Origin of the sequence: Streptomyces bluensis (genome assembly GCF_014650715.1) — a bacterium.
GTDB lineage: Bacteria > Actinomycetota > Actinomycetes > Streptomycetales > Streptomycetaceae > Streptomyces > Streptomyces bluensis.
This window is the reverse complement of the sequence record NZ_BMVM01000054.1, coordinates 1-662: the sequence shown is the minus strand read 5'-3', so window position 1 is coordinate 662 and position 662 is coordinate 1. Positions and strand designations below refer to the sequence as shown.

Here is a 662-nt window from a genome sequence, read left to right as displayed (position 1 = left end):
TGTGGTCGCGGAGGATGCCCTTGGTGTGGTTGGTGCCGAAGCGGATGGGCTGTCCGTGTTCGAGGCGGATGACGGCTTCTTCGGCTTGTTGTTTGTCTTTGAGGGTGTCGAAGGCGCCGTCGTTGAAGATGTTGCAGTTCTGGTAGATCTCGACGAGGGCGGTGCCGGGGTGGGCGGCTGCCTGGCGGAGGACTTCGGTGAGGTGTTTGCGGTCGGAGTCGATGGTGCGGGCGACGAAGGTTGCTTCGGCTCCGAGGGCGAGGGAGATGGGGTTGAAGGGGGCGTCGAGGGAGCCCATGGGGGTGGATTTGGTGATTTTGCCGGTTTCGGAGGTGGGGGAGTACTGGCCTTTGGTGAGGCCGTAGATGCGGTTGTTGAAGAGCAGGATTTTGAGGTTGACGTTGCGGCGGAGTGCGTGGATGAGGTGGTTGCCGCCGATGGAGAGGGCGTCGCCGTCGCCGGTGACGACCCAGACGCTGAGGTCGCGGCGTGAGGTGGCGAGTCCGGTGGCGATGGCGGGGGCGCGGCCGTGGATGGAGTGCATCCCGTAGGTGTTCATGTAGTACGGGAAGCGGGAGGAGCAGCCGATGCCGGAGACGAAGACGATGTTCTCCTTGGCGAGGCCGAGTTCGGGCATGAAGCCCTGGACGGCGGCGAGGACG

Annotated in this window: 1 protein-coding gene; it reads right to left on the bottom strand. The window is 64.4% G+C overall.

Annotated features, from left to right (window positions below):
- A partial coding sequence (locus IE262_RS39065) for a 2-oxoacid:ferredoxin oxidoreductase subunit beta (RefSeq protein ID WP_189880400.1) occupies positions 1-662 on the bottom strand: 662 nt, incomplete at both ends.